Source organism: Ewingella allii (assembly GCF_044430645.1).
GTDB lineage: Bacteria > Pseudomonadota > Gammaproteobacteria > Enterobacterales > Enterobacteriaceae > Ewingella > Ewingella allii.
This window is the reverse complement of sequence record NZ_JAWUDN010000002.1, coordinates 403,646-428,011: the sequence shown is the minus strand read 5'-3', so window position 1 is coordinate 428,011 and position 24,366 is coordinate 403,646. Positions and strand designations below refer to the sequence as shown.

The window sequence follows — 24,366 nt, the reverse complement described above, 5'->3', positions numbered from 1 at the left end:
ATACGGAGTCTGGCATGTCGCTCTTCGTGGGAAAAAGTAAAAGGCGCTGAATAATTATTCAGCGCCTCTGCCTACTTCGCCCCGAGAAAACTCGAGGCATTTATAGAAAAGCTATTAAGACTTAGCTGCCGCAGCCGCCTCTTTTACCCAGCCATCAAAGGTGGCCTGGTGGGCTTTGATCCAGCCGTCGGTCTGGTTATTGATATCGGCTTCAGAACTTTGGCCTGCATGCATCGCCGAGTTCTGCGCGTTGATGTCTTTCAGAGGCAACTGCATGATGGCGAACAGTTTGGCGGCGGCTGGGTTAGCTTCGGCCCATTTCTTGTTCGCGACGATGTGCATAGTGCTGACTTTGAAACCGTAGTTTTTGCCATTCGGCAGCGCGGTGTCGGCGTCTTTCTCTCCCGGAACTACGGAGAACGGCACCTGCATCCACAGCACGTCTTTACCCGGCACTAACACGTCGCTGACCCAGTACGGCGTCCAGGTGTAATAGAAGATAGGTTTACCTTCTTTATAACGGGTGATGGTGTCGGCGATCATCGCCGAGTAGTTGCCCTGATTGTGGTTGACGGTTTTTTCCAAACCATAGGCTTTCAGCTGCTCATTCAGCGCGGCCTCACAGCCCCAGCCCGGCGTACAGCCCGTCAGGTCGGCTTTGCCGTCACCGTTGGTGTCAAAGAGCTTGGCGATTTTGGGATCTTTCAGCTGTTCGATATTGGTGATGTGGTACTTTTCCGCAGTTTTCTTGTCGATCAGATAACCCTGCGCGGCGCCGTTGACATAGGTCCCTTGGCGGTAGAAGGTCTTGTCGCCCCCGGCGGCTTTGTACATTTCGTCATGCAGCGGCGACCAGTTAACGGCGGTGAAAGTGGCATCACCGGCGGCAATGGTGGTGTAACCCACGTTGTAATCCACTTCGCGAATTGGCTGAACGTCGTAACCCAGTTTTTCCAGCGCCTTGCTGACCAGCAGGGTCTGGAAGGTCTCTTCACTGATGGTGCTCTGAATCGGGGTGACGGTGACGCCTTTACCCGGCAGGTCAGCGGCGAAAGTGGTGGCTGAAGCCAGCGTGGTCAGGGTGGCGGCCGCCCAGAGAGTTGATTTACGCATAGAAGAATGTCCTGTTTATGGTCGATTTATCGTCATTGTTATTACTGCTGTGCGAATTAGGATTTTTTAGCTGCAGCGGCAGCTTCGGCAATCCAGCCGTCGAAAGTGGCCTGGTGAGCTTTTATCCAGCCATCAACGTGCTGCTGAATGTCTGCCGTTGAGGATTCGCCTTCGTGCATCCGCAGGTTTTGCGCATTCACGTCAGCCAGAGGCAGTTTCATGATGGCGAACAGCTTAGCGGCGGCCGGGTTAGCTTCGGCCCACTGTTTGTTGGCCACGATATGTTCATTGTTGACCGGGAAACCGTAGTTCTTGCCGTTAGGCAGCTTGGTGTCCAAATCTTTGTTCGAACCCGGATTCGCTGAGAATGGCACCGTCAGCCAGACCACGTCTTTGCCCGGTTTCATCTCGTTGCTCACCCAATACGGCGTCCAGGTGTAGTAGAGCACCGGCTTGCCGCTTTTGAAGCGCGTCAGAGTGTCGGCGATGATGGCCGAATAGTTACCCTGATTCTGCTGCACCGTGCTGTCGAGGCCGTAAGCCTTGAGCTGGGTGCTAATCACGTTGCCGCATTCCCAACCCGGATCGCAGCCTGCGAGGTCGGCCTTGCCGTCGCCATTGGCGTCAAATAGCTTGGCGAGCTTGGGATCTTTCAACTGATCGAGGCTGGTGATGTGATATTCATCGGCGGTTTTTTTGTCGATCAAATAACCCTGTGCCGCGCCGCTGATGAAGGTGCCCTGACGGTAGAACTTCTTGTCGCCACCCGCGCCGTCGTACATATCAACCTGCATTGGGTCCCAGTTCACCGCCATGTAGGTAGAGTCGCCGCTAGCGATGGCGGTGTAGGCGACGTTGTAATCCACCTCACCCGTCGGCTGCACGTCATAACCCAGCTTTTGCAGGGCGCGATTCACCAGTTCGGTTTGGAATGATTCTTCTGGAAGCGTGCTTTGCAGCGGCTTCACCACCACGCCTTTACCCGGCAGGTCGGCGGCGAAAGCGGCAGGTGCCGCCAGTAATACGGAGAGAGCAATCGCTCTGATGTGTGTCGTGCGCATAGTGAACCCTTATTCTTTTATTAAATAATTTAAGAGTGGACTGCGTTTTATGAGGCGAAGGTGCGTTAACGCGTAGTGGTACAACTTTTATGTCTCCCGGCGGCGAACCGCCGGGAGGAACAGCGAGCTATTAGGCTTTTTTGGCGAAAGGCTTGGTCAATAAGCCAATTGGACCACGGGTAAACCAGCGATGGCCACCCTTGCTGCGGGTATCTTGACCCATCGACTGCGTTAGGCGGTCGAGGATAATAGCGAGGATAACGATACCTGCACCACCCACCGACGCCAGACCCATATCCAGACGGCCAATGCCGCGCAGCACCATCTGACCCAGACCGCCTACGGCGATCATCGAGGCGATAACCACCATCGACAGCGCCAGCATCAGCGTCTGGTTAATACCGGCCATGATGGTCGGCATCGCCAGCGGCAACTGCACTTTGAACAGCATCTGGCTTGGGCTTGCGCCGAAGGACTGCGAAGCTTCAATCAAATCTTCCGGCACCTGATTAATCCCGAGGATGGTCAGACGCACGATAGGCGGCAGGGCGAAGATGATGGTCACGACGACGCCCGGCACGTTACCGATACCAAACAGCATGACGATCGGCACCAGGTAGACGAACGCTGGCGTGGTCTGCATCGCATCAAGCAGGGGGCGAATGATTTTCGCCGCGCGCTGGCTGCGAGCCAGCCAGATACCGAGCGGAAGTCCTATCAGCACGCAGAAGAACAGCGAGGTCAGCACCAGCGCCAAAGTCACCATGGCCTGTGACCACGCGCCGATAGCGCCAATCACCACCAAAGAAACCAGCGTGGCGACACCCATGCCTAACCCCGCCATCTGCCAGGCAATCAGAGCAAAAATCAGCATGGCGATAGGGGCCGGGAGTGACTCAAGGCCGTGTTGGAAACCACTGAGCACGAAGTCTACCGGCACGCGGATCCCTTGGAACACAGGGCGGAAATTGGTTACCAGCCAGTCAATCCCCTCTGTAACCCAGCGATCGAGAGGAATGAGCGTGGTGTGAAACGGGTCGAGAATGTTGAACTGGTCATGCTGCGCCGGGGCGACGTTCAGCCAGTCGTTGGCCTGCGTCGCCGCCTGATGGGTGGCATCCGGTGCGCTGTGGGCTGTCGTGGTTGCGGCATCGCTGCCGCCGGATGCGCCGCCCCAAGGGTCGCTGCTGCCCGCATCGGCAGGTGCCGAGGTGGCTGACTGCGCGGCGTCAACATGGCCGCCGCTGGCGTTATCGGCGCTCCATGGATCGACGGACGGATCGAGTTCTTGAGTGGCAGCCTGCGCGTGTTGGACGATGCTATCGTTATGAATTGAATGCTTCATTATTCGTTACCCCCTTCTTTGTCCAGAGCACGAAGTAGCATGGCTTTGGAAATAATACCGATATAGTTATTGCTCTCATTGACCACCGGCACGGCGTACGGCGCGGCGGCAACGTGAGAAATCAGTTCACTGAGCGGCATGTCTGCCTGCACCGGTGCCGGGAACTCCAGCAGGGCGGATTCCAGTGAAAGATTGGCTTTTAGCGCGGTTTTCAGTGAGTCAATCGACACAACGCCGATAAAGCGCTCACCACGCTCCAGCACATAACCATATTCGCGGTCTGCATCTTCCAGCAGCTTGAGGGCTGCCCTCGGACCAAAACCGGGGGTTTTACGAATTAATGTCCCGCGACGGCGGGCGATATCTTTGGCGCTAAACACCTGACTGATGTCCACGCCGCGGAAGAAGGTGCGCACATAGTCATTGGCCGGATTATTCAAAATCTCTTCCGGCGTGCCGACCTGCACCACTTCGCCGCCCTGCATAATGGCAATACGGTCGCCAATACGCATGGCTTCGTCGAGGTCATGGGAAATAAACACAATGGTGCGCTGGTGCTGGGATTGCAGCTTCACCAGCTCATCTTGCATCTCAGTACGGATGAGGGGATCGAGCGCGGAGAAGGCCTCATCCATCAGCAGAATGTCGGGGTTATTCGCCATGGCGCGGGCCAGGCCAACGCGTTGACGCATACCGCCGGACAGCTCATCGGGATAAGAGTTAGCGTAATTTTCCAGACCAACCTGACGCAGAGACTCGAGGGCTTTTTGGTTGCGCTCCTCGGTTGGCACGCCAGCCAGCTCCATACCAAAGGCAGTGTTGTTCAACACGGTCAGATGGGGCATTAGGGCGAAGGATTGGAAAACCATGCTGATTTTGCTGCGGCGAACCTGACGCAGTTTGGATTCGGAGATCTTGGCGATGTCTTCGCCGTCAATCAGCACTTCACCGCGGGTGGGTTCTATCAGACGATTGAGAAGGCGTACCATAGTGGATTTACCGGAGCCGGATAATCCCATGATGACGAAAATCTCGCCTTCTTCAATGGCCAGACTGGCGTTTTTGACACCCAATGACAGACCGGTTTTCTCAAATATTTCTTCTTTACTCTTGCCGGAATCTATCAGCTTAAATGCGCGCTCAGGGTGCTCGCCAAATACCTTATACAGGTTCTTTACTTCGATTTTAATTGTCATGCAATGTGCATTCCTTGGAAAGAAATAGCCATCGGCTATAAATGGGTCTAGTTGTGTTTGAACTCTATAGAATCTACTTAGTACGCAAAGTACGGAAATATCGAACGGTTTACACCCTACCACAATGAGAGTCTGAGACAAGTCTCAATCTTTCTGAATAATATTCCCCGGCGCACTCCCCTGCGGCTAATTAGGTGCAAAACCCTCATTGTGAATTTTGTTATTTCACGCCAAATACCCATCGTTTTTGGCATGAATTAATGCAATGGCGAAGCGCGTTTTTCTTACTATTTTATTGCGCTGAAATGATTATTATTTTTGAGACATGCTATTGATTTTATTGAGTTAAATTGACTTATTATTTTTATGGTTTATGTGCAGAATAATATTCTGTTAGCGCAAGTTTGAGATATTTCAAGTGATATCGACTTTTAGGCGAAATAGTCATTTCACTCGCAGGGTGAGAAGGGTTGGAAATCCGATGAAGAAAAAATCGAGTGCCTGAGAATAATCGGTGAGACTTGTAAAGAGAATCTGTCGAAATGTAACGTAGTTGTGTCCGTCAGACGCAAAAATTATCCGGCCCTGAAGCCGGATAATTTAGTCATGAATGGGGGCCTGATCCTCGCGGAATATCAGCCGGTAGAGCCGTCGCGGGTGGCCAATATTTCCGTACTGCATTTCCACCGCGATAAAGCCAATTTCCACGCAATATTCTAGATATCGACGCCCGGTGGTTTTGCTAATTCCCACCTGTTCCACCACCTGATCGACTGACCAATTGCGGTCCGGTTCGGCAATGAAAACGCGGCGCACCAGCTCCAGCGTATTTGGCTCAATGCCTTTGGTCGCGGGGGCTGCGGGCATGTCAGTGGCGGGCAGGTTATACAGCCTGTCGAGCGCCTGCTGGTCGAGCACCTTCACATTGCGCAGCTGATGCACAAACTGCAAAAAGCGCTCCAGCGAATTGCGCAGGCGCTGGAAAGAGACCGGCTTGATGATGTAGTCAAACGCGCCATAGCGCATCGCCTGACTACAGGTATTCATGTCGCTGGCGGCGGTGATGAAAATCACCGAGCAGTCGAGGCTTTTCAGCAGCGCGCTGTCGATAAGCTCAATGCCCTGACCGTCCGGCAGATAGTTGTCCAGCAGCACCAGCCGTGGCCGGTAAAGTTGCAGCTGAGTTCTGGCCTGTGCCAGCGTGGCGGCGATGCTCACCACCCGCAGATTAAAGTTTTGCTCAATAAAGTCACGGTGCAGCCCGGCCAGATAAGGCTCGTCCTCGACAATCACCACGTCCAGCGCGCTGCCGTTATTGATACTGCCCCCGTTGTTGAAACTACTCTTGTTCATCGTGTTTCCTGACATGCTCATAAAGTAGGGTAGGTCATGATTTTCTTATTAAAATAGTGCGCTTAGCGCTGTTCCAGTCTGTCAAATTTTAGCTGTTGCTGCCCGGCGGTTTGGGATTGGGGATAAACAGTGAGAACACCGTGCCCCGTGGTTGATTGTCCGAAATCTCAATCATGCCCTGCGCCTGATGCACGTAGCTGGCGACCACGTACAGCCCAATGCCGTGCTCGCCACCGGTCTGGTCGGCCGAGGAGAGTGGCTTGGTGGTTGCGCCTTGTTCGAAAATACGCGGGCGGATCTCCGCCGACAACCCCACGCCCTGATCCGCCACTTCAATCAGCAACTCATCATTGCGATCGGTGAGGTAGAACTCTACCGGCTGATGCGGCCCCGGCGCGGCAAGCGTGGCGTCTACCGCATTATCAATCAGATTGCCGATAATCGACATCAGCTCCGACTCGCTCAACGCGGCGGGCATACGCTGAAGCTGGCAGGCGGGGTCGAAGGTCAGTTCAATGCCTTTTTCCCGCGCGCTGGAGTATTTCCCTAACAATAAACCGCAAATCGTCGGCGAGGCAAAGCGCTCTGAAACAAAATCCAGCACTGCCTGTGCCCCTTCGGACTGCGCCTGAATGTAGCCCATTGCCTCGTCATAGCGTTTCATCTGCAACAGGCCGGCCAGCGTCGCCGTCCAGTTAAGCTGCTCGTGGCGCATGATACGCAGGTTGTCAGCATAGCGTTTCACCTGACTGAGCTGGCTGCTGAGGGTGTTAATGTCGTTTTTATCGCGGAAACTGACCACCCAGCCGATCTCCGATGACGGGCCTAGCTCAATGCGCACGCGGTTGACGATCACCTGTCGCTGATTAAAACGCGTCACCTCATCGTGGCTGTTGGGCGTTTCGCGGTCGCCGGTGAAGAACTCCGCGCCGGTGTGAATAATGTCGCGGATGTGCTGGCCGACCAGCAGGTCTTCCGGCTGGTGGATGTCCAGCAGCTCGCGGGCGGCGTGGTTGATAGACAAGATCCGCTGCTGGTGATCAATGGCGATCACCCCTTCATAAATGGCTTCCAGCAGCGCCTTCTGTTGGCGAACTAATAGTGCAATCTCTTTTGGTTCCAGCCAGAACATCTGTTTCTTGAGATTCTTACTGAATAACCATGAGAAAAGAAACAGCAGGGCTAATAGCAGAATGCCGGACAGGGCGGTCTGCGCCAGCAATTTCACCGTGACGTCATCGATATAAGAAATCAGGTATCCGACGGAGACAATGCCGATGACTTTATTATTGGCGTCTACGATTGGCGCTTTACTGCGTAAAGAGATTCCGATGCCGCCCTGACGCACGGTAATAATGGTTTTCCCCTCGAGCACTTCGGCGTTATCCCCGCCAACGAGAGGTTTACCGAGGCGTTCCGGCGACTGCGAATGGTACAGGTGGTCGGCATGCACATCGCCAATAACGATATAACTGGCGTCGCTTTTCGCCCGCAGCGGCGCGACCAGTTTTGCCACTCCCGCGCTGTCTTCGGCCTCTACGCGCTCAGCCAGGCCGGGCATCAGGGCGATTTGCGACGCCTGCACTTTGGCGCGGCTACCCAAATCTTTATGCAGTTGTTCATCCACGGTGCGGAATAAAAGTAGCCCGAGTACCGCCAAAAGCACGCAGGAAAAGCCCACCAGTGAGAGAAAGAGCTTTATTTGAAAGGTGAATCGTAATCGCATTCTGGCAGCCACCAAGTAAACAGAGAATAAGCCTAACATGGCGTTTTCAGCGGCGTCATTCCCATCGCGCGGTGTTGTGAGGAAATACGCAACTGCCGCGCGCCACGGGGCTAAATAGCCACAATAATAAAAAGGCTAAAGGCGCGATTTACTACAAAGCTGATAAGCTTTGCAGCCTAAGTAACATTAACGCCATTAAAACCATTACAACCTTTAAATCAGCGATTTTAATTTGAACAGCCTCACAACGATGCGGGGTCGCTATTTTTTATCCTCATTACTAATGAAGTTTTAAAGCATGAGGAAAGTATTATGAGCACCACTGATGATTCCTACGTTGTTGTGAAAAAGAAGGAAACCCCGGCCGTTTCTGCCAAGGAGCGCTGGTGGCATATCTTGGATAACTACAAGATAGGGATCATTCCGCTGCCTTTCTTCTTGCTGGCGGGGGTGCTGATTCTGCTCGACTGCCTGAATGGCAAACTGCCGAGCGACATCGTGGTGATGGTGGCGACGCTGGCCTTCTTCGGCTTTGCCTGCGGTGAGTTCGGCAAACGCCTGCCTATCATCGGCAAGCTGGGCGCGGCGGCAATCTGCGCCACCTTTATTCCTTCCGCGCTGGTGCACTACGGCCTGCTGCCGGACGTGGTGGTCGACTCGACGGTCAAATTCTATAAATCCACCAATATTCTCTATCTCTACATCTGCTGCATTATTGTCGGCAGCATCATGAGCATGAACCGTCAGGTGCTGATTCAGGGCTTCCTGCGGATCTTCATCCCAATGCTGTGTGGCGAAATCGTCGGCATGGTGGCGGGGCTGGCGATGGGCATGGCACTTGGCCTGCCGCCGTTCCAGACCTTCTTCTTCCTTATTCTGCCGATCATGGCCGGTGGCGTGGGCGAAGGTGCCATCCCGCTGTCGATGGGTTATGCGACCATTCTGCACATGGAGCAGGGCGTGGCGCTGGGCCGCATTCTGCCTATCGTGATGCTGGGTGGTTTGACCGCTATCGTGCTGGCGGGCGTGCTGAACCAAATCGGTAAACGCTATCCGCACCTGACTGGCGAAGGCCAGCTGATGCCAGCGAAAAATGGCCTGATCGGTCACGGGTTGGAAGAGTTCAAAGGCAAGCCTGACGTCAACGCGCTGGCCTGCGGCGCGCTGCTGGCGGTGCTGCTGTACATGGTGGGGATGCTGGGTCAGCGCCTGATTGGCCTGCCAGCGCCGGTCGGCATGCTGTTCGCGGCGGTGGTGGTCAAACTGCTGAACGGCGTGTCACCGACCATTCAACAAGGGTCGATGACGGTGTACAAATTCTTCCGCACGGCGGTGACTTACCCGGTGCTGTTCGCGGTGGGCGTGGCTATCACCCCTTGGCAGGAGCTGGTTAACGCCTTCACCATTTCGAACCTGTGCGTGATTGTGACCACGGTCTGCGCGCTGGTCGGCACGGGCTATTTTGTCGGCAAGAAAATCGGCATGCACCCTATCGACGTGGCTATTGTTTCTTGCTGCCAGAGCGGGCAGGGCGGCACCGGCGACGTGGCTATCCTGACCTCCGGCAATCGCATGGCGCTGATGCCCTTCGCGCAAATTGCCACCCGCATCGGTGGCGCGATCAACGTGTCGGTTGGCCTGCTGGTCTTGGCGAAATTCTTCGCCTGATTGCTCCTTGTGCGTCACCAAGGCCCGGTTAATCACCGGGCCTTTTTCGTTTTAGCATTTCGGCGTTTATGCCACGCGGTGCGCTACAATGAGAGTATGAAATTTGCCGCAACCACACTTCAGGGACGGAGCTGTATATGTTGAAAATGATGTACGTGACGGTGCGCGACCGCGCCAGACTCAAGCAGATCACCGAGGTGCTGATCCGCTACGGTTTGCAGGATTTGCTCGCCATCGTAGGGCTAGGCGGGTTGGTGAAATCGCGCCTGGCCGCCAATGATGAGGCTGATATCCAGACTATGCCGCAGAGGCTGCGCGCCGCGCTGGAGGCCCTCGGACCGACCTTTGTGAAGTTCGGCCAGATACTGGCGACGCGCTCCGACCTGCTCGACCAGCGTTGGATTGATGAGCTGGATAAGTTGCACAGTCAGGCGCAGTTTCTGCCGTGGGAAGCTATTCGCGATCAGGTGAGTCGCGACTTAGGCGGCGACCCGCAGCAGGTTTTCGCCCAGTTTGATTTAGAACCTTTGGCGGCGGCCTCCATGGCGCAAATCTACCGCGCCCGGCTGCACAGCGGCGAAGAGGTGGTGGTTAAAGTTCTGCGGCCTGAGCTGGAGAAAACCATTCAGGCCGACCTGCGCCTGCTGGCCTATCTGGCGGATACCGCCGCCGAGCAAAGCCCGATGATGGCGCGCTTTCGCCCGCAGCAGATTGTCAGAACGCTGGAAATTGCGCTCAACCACGAATTAGATCTCAGCCACGAAGGCTACAACTGTCGGCAGATCGGCGACTATTTTCGCGATCAGCCGGAGATCGTCATTCCCAAGATCTACAGCGAATTCTCTTCGCCCCGCCTGCTGGTGCAGCAATATTTGCCCGGCGTCTCGCCCTCTAATCCGGCCGATTTGATCGCCGCAGGCTTTGATCGCCCGCTGCTGGCGCGGCGCGGAGCCATTGCCTTTATGAAAATGGTGCTGGATCTACGCCTCTACCATGCTGATCCCCATCCGGGTAACCTGATGGCGCTGGCGGGGGATAAAGTCGGTTTTATCGATTTCGGCATGGTGGGTAGCCTCTCCGAGCGGCGGCGCAATCAGCTGCTGCTGTTGCTGCACGCGCTGGTGGAGCGCGACACGGCGGGGATCGTCAACACGCTGGTGGCCTGGACCGACACCGACGCGGTGGATTTGATGGACCTAGAGCTGGCGGCGCAGAACTTCTTTGACCGGCAGCTTTCTGCCCCGATGACCCTCGGCGGCGCGTTAACCGATTTCCTGCTGATGGCCCGCGAGCATCAGTTGATCCTGCCGTCCGATCTGGTGCTGCTGTTTAAGGCGCTGATCACCGCCGACGGCGTGCTGCACCGGCTGGATCCGCAGTTTGATATTGTCGCCACGCTGCGCCCGATGCTGGAAAAAATGATGCTGCAGCGCTTCTCGCCGGAGGCGACGCGCCAGCGTCTGGTGAATTTGGGGATTGAAGCCGTGGAGGCCAGCGAGGAGCTGCCGCAAACCCTGCGGCTGATCACCCAGCGGCTGAAAAGCGGCAGGCTGCACGCCGGGGTGGAGATCAAAAACCTCAGTGAACTGAGCCGTTCGCTGGAACGCGCGGCCATTACGCTGGCGATAGCCATCGTCACCGCCGCCTTTGCGCTGGGCATCGCGCCCTATTTGATGAATTCGACCGTCAATCTGTGGGGAATTCCGTTGTTCCCACTGCTGGGAACAACGGTGTGTATCGCGGGGTTGGTGCTGCTGGTGCTAAGACTGCGGCGTTAGAAGTCCCAGTCTTCGTCTTCGGTATTCACCGCCGTGCCAATCACGTAGGACGAGCCGGAGCCGGAGAAGAAGTCGTGGTTTTCATCGGCGTTTGGCGACAGGGCTGACAAGATGGCCGGGTTGACATCCGCCATGCTGGCCGGGAACAGAGCCTCATAACCCAGGTTCATCAGCGCCTTATTGGCGTTGTAGTGCAGGAACTTCTTCACGTCCTCGCTCCAGCCCACGTCGTCATATAACTCTTCGGTATAGCGAATTTCGTTGTCGTACAGATCCTGAATCAGATCAAACGCCTGTGCTTTGATCTGCCGCTGGCGCTCTTCGCTTTCCAAAGCCAAGGCCTTCTGGAACTTATAACCAATGTAATAGCCGTGCACGGCCTCATCGCGAATGATCAGGCGGATCAGATCGGCGGTGTTGGTCAGCTTGGCGCGGCTGGACCAGTACATCGGCAGATAGAAGCCGGAGTAGAACAGGAAAGATTCGAGGAACACGCTGGCGACTTTCTTCATCAGCGGATCTTGCCCGCCATAATAGGAGAGAATGATCGCCGCCTTGTTTTGCAGCGCGACGTTCTCTTCGCTCCAGCGATAAGCTTCGTCTACGTCCGAGGTGGCGCACAGCGTGGAGAAAATCGAGCTGTACGAGCGGGCGTGTACCGCCTCCATAAAGCAGATATTCGAGTACACCGCCTCTTCGTGTGGCGTGACCGCGTCTTTCATCAAGGTCGGCGCGCCCACCACGTTTTGCACGGTGTCGAGCAGCGTCAGGCCGGTAAATACGCGGATAGTCAGCTGCTTCTCTTTTGGACTCAGCGTGGCCCAAGAGGGAATGTCATTGGACAGCGGCACCTTCTCCGGCAGCCAGAAGTTGGAGGTCAGGCGGTTCCACACCTCCAAATCTTTATCATCCTGAATCTTGTTCCAGTTGATGGCTTTGCTGATTGGCTGCGGAACTAATAATTGTTTTACTGCGCTCATTTTTAAGTCCTTTCAATCGATCACAGTGTGCAAGACACGCAACCCTGAACTTCAGTCCCGGCCAGCGCCATCTGGCGTAGACGGATGTAATAGATAGTTTTGATGCCTTTGCGCCAGGCGTAAATCTGCGCTTTGTTGATGTCGCGCGTGGTGGCGGTGTCGCGGAAGAACAGCGTTAGCGACAGCCCCTGATCCACATGCTGCGTGGCTTCGGCATAGGTATCGATGATCTTTTCCGGCCCAATCTCATAGGCATCCTGATAGTAATCAAGGTTGTCATTGGTCATGAACGCCGCCGGATAGTAGACGCGGCCAATCTTGCCCTCTTTGCGGATCTCCACCCGTGAAACAATCGGGTGAATGCTTGAGGTCGAGTTATTGATGTAAGAAATAGATCCGGTCGGCGGCACCGCCTGTAAGTTCTGGTTGTACAGTCCGTGCTGCATCACCGAGGCCTTCAGCGCTGCCCAGTCTTGGGTCGTTGGGATGTGAATTCCCGCCTCGCTAAACAGCTCGCGCACGCGCTCGGTTTTCGGCTGCCACTTGTCGGCCTGGGCTTCATCGACATATTTGTCGAAGTAGCTGCCGCTGGCGTAGGTCGAATCCTCAAAGCCTTTGAAACGCTGGTTGCGCTCAATCGCCAGCTGGTTGGAGGCGCGCACGGCGTGATAAGCCACGCTGTAGAAATAGATATTGGTGAAGTCCAAACCGGCTTCTGAACCATAGTAAATGCGTTCGCGGCACAGATAGCCGTGCAGGTTCATCTGCCCAAGGCCGATGGCGTGGGAGTCCTGATTACCCTGATCGATAGAAGGCACCGAGCGGATGTTGCTCATGTCGGAGACCGCCGTCAGCGCGCGGATAGCCATTTCTACCGTGTTGCCGAAGTCCGGCGAGTCCATCGCCGAGGCGATATTTAGCGAGCCGAGGTTACAGGAGATATCTTTCCCCACCTGCTGATAAGAGAGGTCTTCGCCATAAACGGTCGGCGTGTTGACCTGCAAAATCTCCGAGCAGAGGTTACTCATGTTGATGCGACCCTTGATCGGGTTCGCGCGGTTCACCGTGTCTTCAAACATCATGTACGGATAACCGGATTCAAACTGAATCTCTGCCAGAATCTGGAAGAACTCGCGGGCGTTGATCTTGGTTTTATGGATGCGCTTGTCGTTAACCATTTCACGGTATTTCTCCGTGATGCTGATTTCAGACATTGGCACGCCGTAGACCTTCTCCACGTGATACGGCGAGAACAGGTACATATCTTCATTGTTCTTCGCCAGCTCAAAGGTGATATCCGGGATCACTACGCCAAGAGAGAGGGTTTTGATGCGGATCTTCTCATCGGCGTTTTCGCGCTTAGTATCAAGGAAACGCAGGATGTCCGGGTGGTGCGCGTTGAGATACACCGCGCCCGCGCCCTGACGCGCGCCGAGCTGGTTGGCGTAGGAGAAGGCGTCTTCCAGCATCTTCATAATAGGAATGACGCCGGATGACTGGTTCTCAATGCGTTTAATCGGCGCGCCGACTTCACGGATGTTGGTCAGCATAAAGGCCACGCCGCCGCCGCGTTTGGACAGTTGCAGCGCCGAGTTCACCGAGCGACCAATCGACTCCATGTTGTCTTCAATGCGCAGCAGGAAGCAGGAGACCAGCTCGCCGCGCTGCTTTTTGCCGCAGTTGAGGAAAGTGGGCGTGGCAGGCTGGAAGCGGCCAGAGATGATCTCATCCACAAAGTGCCCGGCGAGGGCGACATCGCCCTGAGCCAGCGTCAGCGCCACCATGCACACGCGGTCTTCGTAACGCTCAAGATAGCGTTTGCCGTCGAAGGTTTTCAGCGTGTAGCTGGTGTAATACTTGAAGGCCCCCAGAAAGGTCTGGAAGCGGAATTTTTTGGCATAAGCCTGTTTAAACAAACGCTTAATGTCTTCGAAGGCGTACTGATCCAGCACCTGCGCTTCGTAATAACCTTCTTCCACCAGATAACGCAGCTTTTCCGCCAAATTGTGGAAAAACACCGTGTTTTGATTCACGTGCTGCAGGAAGTACTGGCGCGCCGCAAGCCTGTCTTTGTCGAATTGGATACGGCCTTCGGCATCGAACAGATTCAACATCGCGTTCAGAGCGTGATAGTCCGGGCTGCTGGTGTCTGCCTCGGTAAGACTCATTTCTGTCGTTGCCAAAATTCAGTAACTCCCTGTGTAACCTTTGCAACGTCTTCCGGCGTACCCAGTAATTCAAAGCGATACAGGTAAGGCACCTGACACTTTTGGGCGATGATGTCACCGGCAATACAATACGCTGCGCCGAAATTAGTGTTTCCGGCGGCGATAACGCCGCGGATAAGTGAACGATTGTGTTCATCGTTCAGAAAACGAATGACCTGCGTGGGCACTGCGCCCTTGGCTGAGCCGCCGCCGTAACTCGGCACCACCAGAATGTAGGGTTGAGTGACGCGTAACTTCTCTGGCTGGCGGTCAATCGGAATTCGAATCGCCGGCAGACCTGTTCTACCGACGAAACGATGAGTGTTCTCTGAACTACTGGAAAAATAGACCAACGGATTCATCCGCCTGGCCTCAGAACGCGGTTTGCAGTTGGCGCAATTCGCTGATTTTGTCTGGGCGGAAGCCAGACCAGTGATCGTCACCGGCCACGATCACCGGCACTTGCTGATAACCCATGGCGCGAACCTGGCCCAGTGCTTGCGCATCCTGCGTTAAGTCGATGACTTGGTAGGCGATGCCTTGCTTATCTAAAGCGCGGTATGTGGCGTTGCATTGGACACAGTCTGGCTTGCTGTAAATAATAATGCTCATGATTCGTATTCCCATCCATAATGAAATCAGAGACAATTTTTGCCCGGTCGCTGTGGCGATGGCTTCAGCAGTTAGGGGGCGCGGGTGTCGGTGCTTTAGTAGCGTCCCGACGAATTGAATACTAGATGTGGTGATTTAAATTATCAACCATACAATATGTAGATATTTTAATTTTGCTTATTGCAAAAATGACAAAGCCCGCTGGGTGCGGGCTGAAGAGGGTGGGATTATTTTTTAAGCAGAGATTAACGGGTCATTTATTGACGCATCCCCACCGCAAGACGGTTAAACGCATTCATCAGACCAATAGCAAAAGTCAATTCAGAGATTTCAACGTCGCTAAATTGCGCCTTTAGTGGCTCATAATCGCTATCCGCTGCGCCGGTGGCAGCAATCAGCGTCAGGCTCTCTGCCCATGCCAGCGCCGCGCGCTCCTGTTCGGAATAGGCGTGGCTGACGCGCCATCCCGCCAGTTGATCCAATTTTCCCTGTGGGTATTCCGCCTTGCGCAGCGCCTTCGCGTGCATATCCAGACAGTAGGCGCAGCCATTGATTTGCGATACGCGCAGGAACACCAGCTCAATGATGATGTTGTCCAACGGGCCTTTCTCCAGCGCGCCGAGGGCGGCTTTCATCGGTTCCATCACGCTGGCGGACAGTTGGTAGTAAGGCAGGCGAAGCTGGGTCATGTTGATCTCCTCTTGGGTTGATAAGAGATACTTTAGCCGCCGCATGGACTATACTACAGAGCCATAAAATCACTTTTTGATAGGGCCATGAATGTCCGCGTTTTCGGCTTCCTTCCAGCTCGATCCCCAGCTCTCCGCGCCACTCTATCGGCAGATTTATCATCGCTTTAAGCAGGCTATCATGCAGAACCAGCTACAGGCCGGAGAGCGCGTGCCCTCGGCGCGCAGCCTGGCGAGCGAGCTGGGCGTCGCCCGCGCCACGGTGGATAACGCCTACGGCCTGCTGATGGCGGAAGGCTTTTTGCAGAGCCGCGGACAGGCGGGGACGCGCGTCAGCCTGTCGCTGCCGACCCTTTCCTCCTTACCGGAGCGCGTCCCCGAGCCGCCGCGCTTTACGGTTAACCCGATGTTGCCCAACAGCCGGCCTTTTCCTCTGGAACTTGGCCTGCCCGCGCTTGACGCTTTCCCGCGCGCTATCTGGTCGCGCATCGTGGCGCGGCAAATTCGCCATACGCGAATCGAGGATCTCGGCCACGCGCCGCTCAACGGCGATGCCGCTCTGCGCCATGAAGTAGCGGCCTACTTGCAGTTGTCGCGCGGCTTCTCTTGCCGACCGGAGCAGGTTTTCATCTGCTCGGGCTACGCGGCGGTGCTGGATTTAGTGATAGGTAGCCTAATGCAGCCGCAGGACGGCGTTTGGCTGGAGGACCCCGGCTATCCGGTGACGCAGGCCTTTTTCCGCGCGGCGGGCGCCACGCCGATGGGCATCCCGGTGGACGGCGAGGGGATGGACATCGACCACGCCGTTCAGCACTTCCCGCAGGCGAAATTTGCCGTGGTCACCCCCGCACACCAAAGCCCAATGGGCGTATCACTCAGCCTGTCGCGGCGCATGGCGCTGCTCGACTGGGCCGCCAGCCGTGAGGCGTGGATCATCGAAGACGACTATGACAGTGAGTTTCGCTATCAGGGACAGCCGCTGCCATCGCTGAAAAGCCTCGATGCTCGGGGGCAGGTGATTTACGCCGGGACCTTTAGCAAGGTGATGTTCCCCGCGCTGCGCCTCGGCTATGTGGTGGTGCCGGAAAAGCTGGTGGATAAGGTCAGTGAATATTGCCATTTGCGCGGCTGTGCCAGCCCGCGGCTGATGCAAACCGGCGTGGCTGAGTTTATCGCGCAGGGCCATTTTTATCGCCATCTCAAGCGTATGCGCCAGCTGTACGTCGAGCGCCGGGCCTTTTTGACTCAGGCGCTGGCGGCGCGTTTTCCAAGCGACCAGCTGTGGGTTAATCCACAGGCCGGGGGGATCCAGCTGTGCGCCAATTTGGCCGCCAGCTTCGACGATGCTGCCATTGCGCGCCACGCCCGCTCGCAGGGGCTGGCCATTCAGGCGCTGTCAGATTGGCAAGTGGAGCCGAGGAAGAAGGGCGATGCGCAAAGGCCAAATGGCTTACTGATGGGCTTTCCCAATATTCTCAATCAACAGCAGGCCGACAAGCTGGTCGATAAATTAGCGGCGATTTTGATTGAGAGCGCGGAGAGGTTCCCCTAAATAATTCGAATGGATGGAAGGCGGCAAACGAAGGAATCCCGATGAGCTGACATGTGTCAGTGATTCGGGTGATTGAGTAAAGCCAACGCATCAGCCATTTGAAGTATGACGGGGAAATAGAAAACGGGGCCAATATTAAATTAGCCCCGCTTCTAAGCGGAATAATGAGGGGGTCAACTTCCGCTCAGGTGCTGGTACCCGACACAGGAATTAGCACCTGTCCTACTTACTACTCAGGTTACTTCTGCTTACCGAGGCGCTTAGCGGCGACCCAGTAAAACACCGAGCACGATACCTACGGCGGCACCGACACCGACGCCGTGCCACGGATTATCTTTCACGTAGTTGGTCGCCTGGTTAGCCGCGTCAATCGCGTGCTGCTTAATGTTGCTGTTGCCGTTAAAGCGGGCACGAGCATCGCGTAAAACGCCTTCGGCTTTGCCGCGAATTTTTTCCAGCTCATCTTTCGATTTAGCGCCCGAAGATTGCAGCACCTCGTCAAGGGTATCGGCCAGCAGAGTTACATCCTCATTAATGTCTCGTTCTACTTTTTCTGATTTCTTAAACATTTGGCTCTCCTTGTTTGAACTGTACTTTAAGCATAGTCCAAAATGCTGCGATGGAAGGATCCATAGGGGAATCACCCGCGATTTTCGGCGATATTAGCGGTTCTGACTATGAAGCGGCACCAGTCCCCACGCGGCTTAGCGTGACGTGGCTCAGACTTTTCTGTAAGTGGAGAAAGGTTTTACAGCAGATAACATTTTTCCCCGGCAATTAGATTTCTACTTCTGCCAAACCTGTTTATCCTATAAATATTCAATCTGTGATCTCCGTTCGGGTTCTCCCATGTCAGTAAGTACGCTGCGCACCAATCTGCAATTAAATAAACGCATTTTGTCATTCATGACATTCACCTTTGTTTGCTATCTGACCATCGGCTTGCCGCTGGCGGTGCTGCCGGGCTTTGTGCATAACACGCTGGGTTTTAACTCGGTATTGGCTGGGCTAATTATCAGCGTGCAGTACTTCGCAACGCTCATCAGCCGCCCGCACGCCGGGCGCTATGCCGACCAGCTCGGACCGAAAAAGGTGGTGCTGTTTGGCCTGACTTGCTGTGGTATCAGCGGCGTATTCTACATGTTGGCGGTGCTGCTGGCGGGCTATCCGCTGCTTAGCCTGCTGATGCTGTGCGTTGGCCGCCTGTTCTTGGGCGTGGGCGAAAGCTTTGCCAGCACCGGCACCACCCTGTGGGGGATTGGCGCGGTGGGAGCCATGCACACGGCGCGGGTGATTTCATGGAACGGCGTCGCCACCTACGGCGCGATGGCGGTGGGCGCGCCGCTGGGCGTGATGCTCAATGCACAATTTGGACTGACCGGCGTCGCGGTGCTGCTGGTGTTGTCCGTGCTGCTGGCCCTCTGGCTGGCGAGCCGTAAACAGGATATTTCTGTGACGACGGGTAAGAGAATTGCGTTCAAAGCGGTGCTGGGGCGCATGTGGTTGCACGGTTTGGGCCTCGGCTTCGGTACCGTGGGTTTCGGGGTGATCGCCACCTTCATCACTCTCTACTATGCGGAGAAGAACTGGAGCGGCGCGGCTTTCACCCTGACCCTGTTCAGTCTGGGCTTTGTGGGCATTCGCCTGATCCTTGCTAACACCATTAACCGTTTTGGCGGCCTGCGTGTGGCGCTGGCCTCTTTCTTGTTCGAAGCTTTGGGCCTGCTGATGATCTGGCTCGGCAGTGATCCTATCACCGTGCAACTGGGCGCATTGCTGACCGGCTGCGGCTTCTCGCTTATCTTCCCGGCCCTCGGCGTTGAGGCGGTGAAGCAGGTACCGCCGCAGAATCAGGGCACCGCACTGGGGACATATTCGGCGTTTCTCGACCTCGGTTTGGGCCTGACCGGGCCAATTGCTGGCTTGCTGATCGCACACGCGGGCACCTCGTCTATCTATCTGGCGGCGGCGATTATGGTGGTGTTGGCATGGTTAATGACGCTGCGCCTGTGGGCCAATGCCAAAGCGGCCCCGCCTTCGGCTTGAGGGTGAAAAAACATAGCGTAAAACGCCGGGAATTTATCTTTATTGGCTTTAGATAAATCCTAAAGAGGCCAAATCTCGGGATAAAGTGGTTATTCAGGCGGATGAATACGGTAAGGTCGCTCTGCGGTTAAAGAAGCGAGGAGCAACCATGTATTTACGGCCAGATGAAGTGGCGCGCGTTTTAGAAAATTCAGGTTTTGAGCGCGATTTTGTTGATGATAAAGCCTACGGTTACCACCGGGGTGAGCACTACGTGTATGTGAACCGGGAAGCGCGGTTTGGTCGGACTGCCCTGGTGATACATCCGGCGCTGAAAGAGCGCAGCGAACGTTTCGCCGAGCCGACGGCCTCTTTTCGCAGCAGTCAGGTTTACACCCGTTTTCCGCTGGACGTAGCCAGTGAGAACGAAGCTTATTACGGCATCTGCCACGGTTTCAGTTCACGCCAGATTCTGGCGAGTTATCTCGAAAACGTCTTCCGCTAAGCCGGTGGAAAAGAAAATAGCGCTGAAAATTCAGCGCTATTTTTTTGCCTATGATTGGACGAATGGCTATTTCAGCGGCAGCAGAATGTCCGTTTGCTGGGCGTGTTCCGGCAACTCTTGGTCAAGCTGCAAATAGCGGAAATAAACCGGGAAATCGCGCAGCTCTTCACCACTTTGCGGCAGCCACTGGCGATACAGGTTGTAGACCGTTTCACTGATGCGATCGTATGAACCCACGTGGCGCACCACGGCGCAGCGGCCGCCGGGCAGGGTTTTACTGATAACTCCCTGCGAATTAGCCGGGACTTTGCCCTGCGCCTGCGGGTTGAGTTCGCCACAAATGTCGAAGCGAAACTCCTCGCCCGGCGTGACCAGCGGGTCGTTATAAGGCACGCCGTAGGTGCTTTGCGTCGCGTAATCCGACAACCCCGAGGCTTTGCGCCACTCAATAAAGGTCGCCACTGAGTTGCTGACACGCATCGGCTCGCCGTGGTGCTCTAGCACCGCCACCGGTATCGGCTCAACTTCAATAATTTTTACGTCCATCTTCTCCATCCTCTTCTGGGTTTCCATGCCGGGAAACTGAAAATGTTTATGCCAGTCCATCCATACGGGCGCCTTGCGGAACTCGCTGGGGGTTAGGCCAAAGGTATGCTTGAAGGCGCGGGAAAAGGACTCCGGATTTTCAAAACCGGCATCTAACGCAATATCAATAATCTTGTTCGGCGACTGCTGAACCAGCCGGTACGAGGCGCGCTTGAGGCGCATCAGCGTGATATAGCGGCTGACGCTCACCCCACAGAACTGGCTGAACTGGCGATGAAAGTGGAACCGCGAGAAGCAGGCCACTTCGCTGAGCTGTTCAACCGTCAGCGCGCTGTCCAGATGCTGTTCAATAAAATCAAATACCTGCTCGAAACGCCGGGCGTAATGATCAAATTTATCGTTATTCATTTTCCCTCTCTTCAAGACACCACTTTGCCAGCGGCGGGAGGAGTCATCCTGACTGAGATTGCTCTTTTAGGTGTCGGAAACAAAAACGGCCCAGAAGGGCCGTTTCGCGCTGCACTAACCAAGCGTCAGGCTTCAAACTAAGTGAATCTGATTATAGGTTTCATTGTACTGACGGCGGAACTGCGCCAACTCGAACGGTTCGATATCCAACTCGGAGAAGTAGAACAGCGCCAGCTCGGCGTGCTCGCTGGAGAGCTGCGGCGGCAGGTGCGCGCGGATCAGAATCTCGCGCCATTTGATCACGTTTTCTTCCGAAGCGTCTTTAATAAAGGTGTGGTAGATAAACACCACATAGGCCGCCTTGCGGATCTCTTCGGCATAGCCGCCACTGATCGAGCGAGTAAACATCTGGCTCTGGCGCTTGCCCATTTCTAACAGCATGGAATCGATATAAACCGGCTTAATTTTTAGCAGGCTGGCAAGGGAGTCATTCGCCTTACGGGTATCTGCGGTCATGAACCAATAGCCAACGATAAACACGACAACAACTGCAGCTAACATAATCCATATCATTCTGGACGCTGGCCTCCGGCCTTTGACTGACGTAATGAGAAAGGTGCGCGACACCCGATAGTGCGAGTTTATCTGGTTATTACCTGAAAAGCTTAAGGAGAAAACCAAGAATTTGCGCCGCGTCGATTAACCCTGCGGATGTCATGGTGGTTTCATCATGATAGGGTAAAACGGCTAACTTTTATGGACTGTTTTTAAGGAGAGGGCATGGCCAGAAATGTTGAAATAAAAGCCAGAATTGATGATTTTTCAGCAATGTATGAAAAGCTCGCCCTACTGGCTGAGGGATTGCCGACGCTGATTGATCAAGATGATACTTTCTTTGTTTGCCCGCACGGTCGCCTCAAGCTGCGCACCTTCTCAGCGGATCGCGGTGAGCTGATCTTCTACCAGCGGCCGGATCAGTCCGGGCCGAAAACCAGTTTCTACACCCTGACCGAAACCGCCGATCCCGACGGGCTGCGCCATACCCTGACGCTGGCCTACGGTGCGGCCGGGCGGGTTATCAAACAGCGCACTTTATTTATGATTGGTCAGACGCGGCTGCATTTGGATCGCGTCAAGCATCTCGGCGACTATCTGGAGTTTGAAGTGGTGCTGGCCGACCACGAAACCCAAGAGCAGGGCGTGGCCATTGCCGAAGATCTGCTGGAAAAACTGCACATAGACCGTCAGGAGTTAATCGATCAGGCCTATGTGGATCTGCTAAAAGCCAAAGGCCGGCACTAGTTGCCGCTCCACCACTGCACCAGCGACGGGCCGGGGCTGAGATCGTAATGCGCTTCGCCCAATAGGTGGTTGAGGATCTTCGCCGAGCGCCACGCGGTGAGGGTTAGCTGGCCTTCGGCGCTGCCGTGGCTATGGATCCCAGCGTTTACCGCGTAAATGCGGTTGTTGGCCGGGCCTTCCCATTGCAGGTTGAAATTAGGCCGCAGCGGCAGGTGCTGCTCGCGGTCATAGGGAATGCGATCCAGCAGCGGCGCGAGGTAGTCCGGCAGGGCCGGGCGGTAGCCAGTAGCCAGAATCACCACGTCAGCGTCGAAATGCTCCTCGACATTTTCCAGCCCGTGCAAGGCCTGGAGGCGATAGCTGCCGTCGGCCTGCTGGCGGATAGCGTCCAGCGCGCGGTGTGGGAACAGGCGCACATTGCGCGGCTGATGCAGCACGTCAAACTTGTGGTAAAGCTGCTTATAGATGGCTTCCAGCGTGTGGTAGCTGATGCCGTCGGAAGGCAGTTTCTGGGTTTGAATCTCCCGCTCACGGATCTCTTCCGGCAGGGTGTAGAAGTAATCCACGTATTCCGGCGTGAAATACTCATTGGTGAAAATCGACTCATCCAGCGGCTGGAAGTTGGGGCGGCGCGACAGCCAACTCAGTTCGGCGAACTCGCCCCAGTGGCCGTCGAGGGCGTTGAGCACGATGTCAGCGCCGCTCTGGCCGCCGCCGACAATCATCACTCTTTTGCCAGTAAAATCATGCTCGCGCAGCTCAATCTCGGCGGCGTGGAAACACTGTTTGCCCAGCGCCGCGCGGGCGCTTTTCGGCACCCACGGCGCGTGGCCGGTGCCCAGACAGATGTTGCGCGCCCGGTGGTCGCCCTGCGGCGTATGCACCACAAACTCTTCGGTGGCGTCGTCAAAGTCGATGGCGTCTACCGGCTGGGAGAAATGCAGATTGTCGATGCGATCGCAGGCCCACTGAAGGTAGTCAGAGAACTCATCGCGGCTGATGATCAGCTGCTCGGTGGCGAGGAAGCGATAAATCTTCTTCTGCTCCACCAGATAATTGATAAATGAGAATTCGCTGCGCGGCGCGACGGTGGTCACCAGATCCTGCAACACGTAGGTCTGCATGGTGGCGGTCGGCAGTAACATGCCGGGGTGCCAGCGGAAGGCGTCGTTGGCATCGAAAAAATGGCTTTGCACTTTGCCGGAATCTTTTGCCAGCGCCGCGAGGCTCAGATTGAAAGGCCCAATCCCGACCCCTATCAGGTCAACTGCTGTACTCTTTTCACTGTTTTTAGACATAAATGGCATGGTGGACATACAAGTCTCTTTTGACTTTCGGATGCAGTAATCATAGAACACTGCTTTGAATGTGGATTTTTAATCGCTGACTTTAGACAGGATCTCTCATGACCCAGACCCGCCGCTTTAAGCAAGTCGATGTTTTTACTGCTGTTCCACTCAAAGGCAACCCGCTGGCCGTTATCTTCGACGCCGACGACCTGAGTGATGAAGAAATGAGCGCCATGGCGCGTTGGACCAATCTTTCAGAAACCACTTTTGTGCTTAAACCGACCGACCCGGCGGCGGATTATCGAGTGCGTATTTTCACCCCGGACACGGAGTTCCAGTTCGCGGGCCACCCGACCCTAGGCACCGCGCACTCGCTGCTGGAAGCGGGCCTGAAGCCGAAAAACGCCGGTCATTTGATTCAGGAGTGCGGCGTCGGGCTGGTGCCGGTCAAGATGCTGGAAGAGGGCGGTTTGGCCTTCCGTGCGCCCCCTGCCAGCCTGTCAGCACTGGCGGCAGAGCACCTGCCGCTGCTGGATAAAGCCTTAAAAGGGGCGAAACGCCAGCAGGACGCCGTGCCGGTGGCGGTCAACATGGGGCTGGGTTGGCTGGTGGTGCGCATGGAGAGTGCCAAAGCCTGTTTGGCTGCGCAGTTTGACGCCGACGCCTTGCAAGAGATCGTGCATAAGTCAGGGATGCACGGTTTGGCGATCTTCGGCCTGCATGATCAGGACGGCCCGGCGGATTATGAGCTGCGTGCGTTGATTATCGAGCAGGGCGTGCTGATTGAAGACCCGGTGACTGGCAGCGCCAACGCCTGTCTGGCACGGGTGCTGAAGTCTCAGGGCTTCCCGGACGGAGCGCAAACCGGCGAACGCTATCAGGTGCGTCAGGGCACCATTCGCCAGCGCGAAGGCTGCGTGGCGGTGGAGTACATCGACGGTGAACCTTGGATTGGCGGCAATACCTGCACGCTGATTGACGGTACCGTCACCCTCTAAATTTTAGTTGCTG

Annotated in this window: 22 protein-coding genes; 7 read left to right on the top strand and 15 right to left on the bottom strand. The window is 55.5% G+C overall.

Features of this window, described 5'->3' with window-relative positions:
• Positions 1-114: 114 nt before the first annotated feature.
• From proX (SBO83_RS08720) to SBO83_RS08695, 6 genes are all read right to left on the bottom strand, one after another.
• Positions 115-1,113 (bottom strand): glycine betaine/L-proline ABC transporter substrate-binding protein ProX, encoded by a 999-nt coding sequence (proX, locus tag SBO83_RS08720; RefSeq protein WP_396131209.1) that lies wholly within the window; start codon positions 1,111-1,113, stop codon positions 115-117.
• A 56-nt stretch (positions 1,114-1,169) separates the two neighbouring features.
• Positions 1,170-2,174, bottom strand: coding sequence for a glycine betaine/L-proline ABC transporter substrate-binding protein ProX (proX, locus tag SBO83_RS08715; protein ID WP_396131208.1), 1,005 nt, complete (start codon positions 2,172-2,174; stop codon positions 1,170-1,172).
• A 130-nt stretch (positions 2,175-2,304) separates the two neighbouring features.
• Positions 2,305-3,519, bottom strand: a complete 1,215-nt coding sequence (gene proW / locus SBO83_RS08710) for a glycine betaine/L-proline ABC transporter permease ProW (protein WP_396131207.1) — start codon at positions 3,517-3,519, stop codon at positions 2,305-2,307.
• Complete coding sequence (gene proV / locus SBO83_RS08705; RefSeq protein WP_185689337.1) at positions 3,519-4,715, bottom strand: glycine betaine/L-proline ABC transporter ATP-binding protein ProV; 1,197 nt, start codon at positions 4,713-4,715, stop codon at positions 3,519-3,521. The genes proW and proV overlap by 1 nt, the downstream gene beginning before the upstream one ends.
• Before the next feature lie 600 nt (positions 4,716-5,315).
• Positions 5,316-6,035 (bottom strand): response regulator, encoded by a 720-nt coding sequence (locus SBO83_RS08700; RefSeq protein ID WP_034792741.1) that lies wholly within the window; start codon positions 6,033-6,035, stop codon positions 5,316-5,318.
• 121 nt (positions 6,036-6,156) lie between these two features.
• Entirely contained in the window at positions 6,157-7,794 is a 1,638-nt protein-coding gene (locus SBO83_RS08695; RefSeq protein ID WP_396131206.1) for an ATP-binding protein, read from the bottom strand.
• Between the two features lie 312 nt (positions 7,795-8,106).
• Between SBO83_RS08695 and SBO83_RS08690 the strand changes: the two genes are divergently transcribed.
• Both SBO83_RS08690 and SBO83_RS08685 read left to right on the top strand, forming a co-directional pair.
• Positions 8,107-9,462, top strand: a complete 1,356-nt coding sequence (locus SBO83_RS08690) for a 2-hydroxycarboxylate transporter family protein (RefSeq protein ID WP_396131205.1) — start codon at positions 8,107-8,109, stop codon at positions 9,460-9,462.
• Positions 9,463-9,599: 137 nt separating this feature from the next.
• Positions 9,600-11,240 (top strand): AarF/UbiB family protein, encoded by a 1,641-nt coding sequence (locus tag SBO83_RS08685; RefSeq protein WP_396131204.1) that lies wholly within the window; start codon positions 9,600-9,602, stop codon positions 11,238-11,240.
• On the opposite strand, the gene nrdF is transcribed toward SBO83_RS08685, so the two are convergent.
• The 5 genes from nrdF to SBO83_RS08660 all read right to left on the bottom strand — a co-directional run bounded on the left by nrdF (position 11,237) and on the right by SBO83_RS08660 (position 15,728).
• Positions 11,237-12,220, bottom strand: coding sequence for a class 1b ribonucleoside-diphosphate reductase subunit beta (gene nrdF / locus SBO83_RS08680; RefSeq protein ID WP_396131203.1), 984 nt, complete (start codon positions 12,218-12,220; stop codon positions 11,237-11,239). The two genes, SBO83_RS08685 and nrdF, sit on opposite strands and share 4 nt — an antisense overlap.
• A gap of 20 nt (positions 12,221-12,240) precedes the next feature.
• On the bottom strand, positions 12,241-14,403 hold the full coding sequence (gene nrdE / locus SBO83_RS08675) for a class 1b ribonucleoside-diphosphate reductase subunit alpha (protein ID WP_396131202.1): 2,163 nt from the start codon (positions 14,401-14,403) through the stop codon (positions 12,241-12,243).
• On the bottom strand, positions 14,385-14,789 hold the full coding sequence (nrdI, locus tag SBO83_RS08670; protein ID WP_034792650.1) for a class Ib ribonucleoside-diphosphate reductase assembly flavoprotein NrdI: 405 nt from the start codon (positions 14,787-14,789) through the stop codon (positions 14,385-14,387). The genes nrdE and nrdI overlap by 19 nt, the downstream gene beginning before the upstream one ends.
• Before the next feature lie 10 nt (positions 14,790-14,799).
• Positions 14,800-15,039, bottom strand: coding sequence for a glutaredoxin-like protein NrdH (nrdH, locus tag SBO83_RS08665; protein ID WP_100937547.1), 240 nt, complete (start codon positions 15,037-15,039; stop codon positions 14,800-14,802).
• Between the two features lie 257 nt (positions 15,040-15,296).
• Positions 15,297-15,728: a carboxymuconolactone decarboxylase family protein gene (locus SBO83_RS08660; protein ID WP_396131201.1), complete on the bottom strand. Its 432-nt coding sequence runs from the start codon at positions 15,726-15,728 to the stop codon at positions 15,297-15,299.
• Positions 15,729-15,819: 91 nt separating this feature from the next.
• Between SBO83_RS08660 and pdxR the strand changes: the two genes are divergently transcribed.
• Positions 15,820-17,280, top strand: coding sequence for a MocR-like pyridoxine biosynthesis transcription factor PdxR (gene pdxR, locus SBO83_RS08655; protein WP_396131200.1), 1,461 nt, complete (start codon positions 15,820-15,822; stop codon positions 17,278-17,280).
• Between the two features lie 260 nt (positions 17,281-17,540).
• On the opposite strand, the gene SBO83_RS08650 is transcribed toward pdxR, so the two are convergent.
• On the bottom strand, positions 17,541-17,849 hold the full coding sequence (locus SBO83_RS08650; RefSeq protein ID WP_034792638.1) for a DUF883 family protein: 309 nt from the start codon (positions 17,847-17,849) through the stop codon (positions 17,541-17,543).
• Between the two features lie 280 nt (positions 17,850-18,129).
• Here SBO83_RS08650 and SBO83_RS08645 point away from each other — a divergent pair, with 280 nt between their 5' ends.
• Together SBO83_RS08645 and SBO83_RS08640 are read left to right on the top strand one after the other, a co-directional pair.
• A complete protein-coding gene (locus tag SBO83_RS08645) occupies positions 18,130-19,326 on the top strand; it encodes an MFS transporter (protein ID WP_396131199.1) in 1,197 nt (398 codons plus the stop codon).
• Positions 19,327-19,474: 148 nt separating this feature from the next.
• Entirely contained in the window at positions 19,475-19,810 is a 336-nt protein-coding gene (locus SBO83_RS08640; protein ID WP_034792632.1) for a DUF2002 family protein, read from the top strand.
• 66 nt (positions 19,811-19,876) lie between these two features.
• Here the strand turns inward: SBO83_RS08640 and SBO83_RS08635 are convergent, their stop codons facing one another.
• Together SBO83_RS08635 and SBO83_RS08630 are read right to left on the bottom strand one after the other, a co-directional pair.
• A complete protein-coding gene (locus SBO83_RS08635) occupies positions 19,877-20,764 on the bottom strand; it encodes a GyrI-like domain-containing protein (RefSeq protein ID WP_396131198.1) in 888 nt (295 codons plus the stop codon).
• Positions 20,765-20,896: 132 nt separating this feature from the next.
• Positions 20,897-21,337, bottom strand: a complete 441-nt coding sequence (locus tag SBO83_RS08630) for a DUF1198 domain-containing protein (protein WP_034792620.1) — start codon at positions 21,335-21,337, stop codon at positions 20,897-20,899.
• Positions 21,338-21,544: 207 nt separating this feature from the next.
• On the opposite strand from SBO83_RS08630, the gene SBO83_RS08625 reads away from it, so the two are divergent.
• Positions 21,545-22,066, top strand: coding sequence for a class IV adenylate cyclase (locus SBO83_RS08625; RefSeq protein WP_396131197.1), 522 nt, complete (start codon positions 21,545-21,547; stop codon positions 22,064-22,066).
• On the opposite strand, the gene SBO83_RS08620 is transcribed toward SBO83_RS08625, so the two are convergent.
• Positions 22,063-23,382 carry a SidA/IucD/PvdA family monooxygenase gene (locus SBO83_RS08620; protein WP_396131196.1) on the bottom strand — a complete coding sequence of 440 codons (1,320 nt, stop codon included), beginning with the start codon at positions 23,380-23,382 and terminating at the stop codon, positions 22,063-22,065. The genes SBO83_RS08625 and SBO83_RS08620 overlap by 4 nt on opposite strands.
• A gap of 89 nt (positions 23,383-23,471) precedes the next feature.
• Here SBO83_RS08620 and SBO83_RS08615 point away from each other — a divergent pair, with 89 nt between their 5' ends.
• Positions 23,472-24,353 (top strand): PhzF family phenazine biosynthesis isomerase, encoded by an 882-nt coding sequence (locus SBO83_RS08615; RefSeq protein ID WP_396131195.1) that lies wholly within the window; start codon positions 23,472-23,474, stop codon positions 24,351-24,353.
• The last annotated feature ends 13 nt before the right edge of the window (positions 24,354-24,366 follow it).